The 540-nt window shown below is 41.3% G+C and carries 1 protein-coding gene; it reads right to left on the bottom strand.

Features of this window, described 5'->3' with window-relative positions:
- Nucleotides 1-439 (bottom strand): HTH domain-containing protein (locus C7R93_RS29610; protein ID WP_341866960.1); only part of this gene is annotated, 439 nt, incomplete at its 3' end.
- Nucleotides 440-540 lie beyond the last annotated feature (101 nt).

Genomic DNA, 540 nt, shown 5'->3' with positions numbered 1-540 from the left:
CGGAAGACGGTAACGTCTTACTGGTTTGTCTTTCGAGCGCTTCTAGCTTTTTTAGAAGTTCGTTCTCTGCCTCTAGAAGCCTAATTCGCGCTTCAGCACGCCTCAGTTTATCTTCCGCAGATAACTCTTTTTCTGACTTTCTGCCTGTGCTCCCCTTGCCTCTACGCTCCTCCATTAATCCAACTTCACCAAGAGTCGCATATGCTTTTCTCCATCGAAGCAAGCATTTTTTCGGCATATCCTTACCAATTATTTCTATGTAAAAACCCGCCTGAAGAAATATTTCCATCGGCGTTTGACCCTCTTGATATGCTTGTACAGCACTGACCTTGAACATAGGAGAATACGTGATGTTTTTCCCCGTTACTCGAAGTACATTTGGATTATTCTCTAGTGTATGTATTTCTTGTTCCGTAAAACTCTTTCTATTTCTATTCATCGTCCGTATCCCCACACATTTATCGTTAAAGATGATTAAAACATAAAAACCCGTTAGAGGGTCACTTTTTTCAAAGTGTCCATCTAACGGGTAACAGTTCA

It is taken from the genome of Brevibacillus fortis, assembly GCF_003013395.1.
Lineage (GTDB): Bacteria > Bacillota > Bacilli > Brevibacillales > Brevibacillaceae > Brevibacillus > Brevibacillus fortis.
This window is presented reverse-complemented; position numbering and strand designations above follow the sequence as displayed.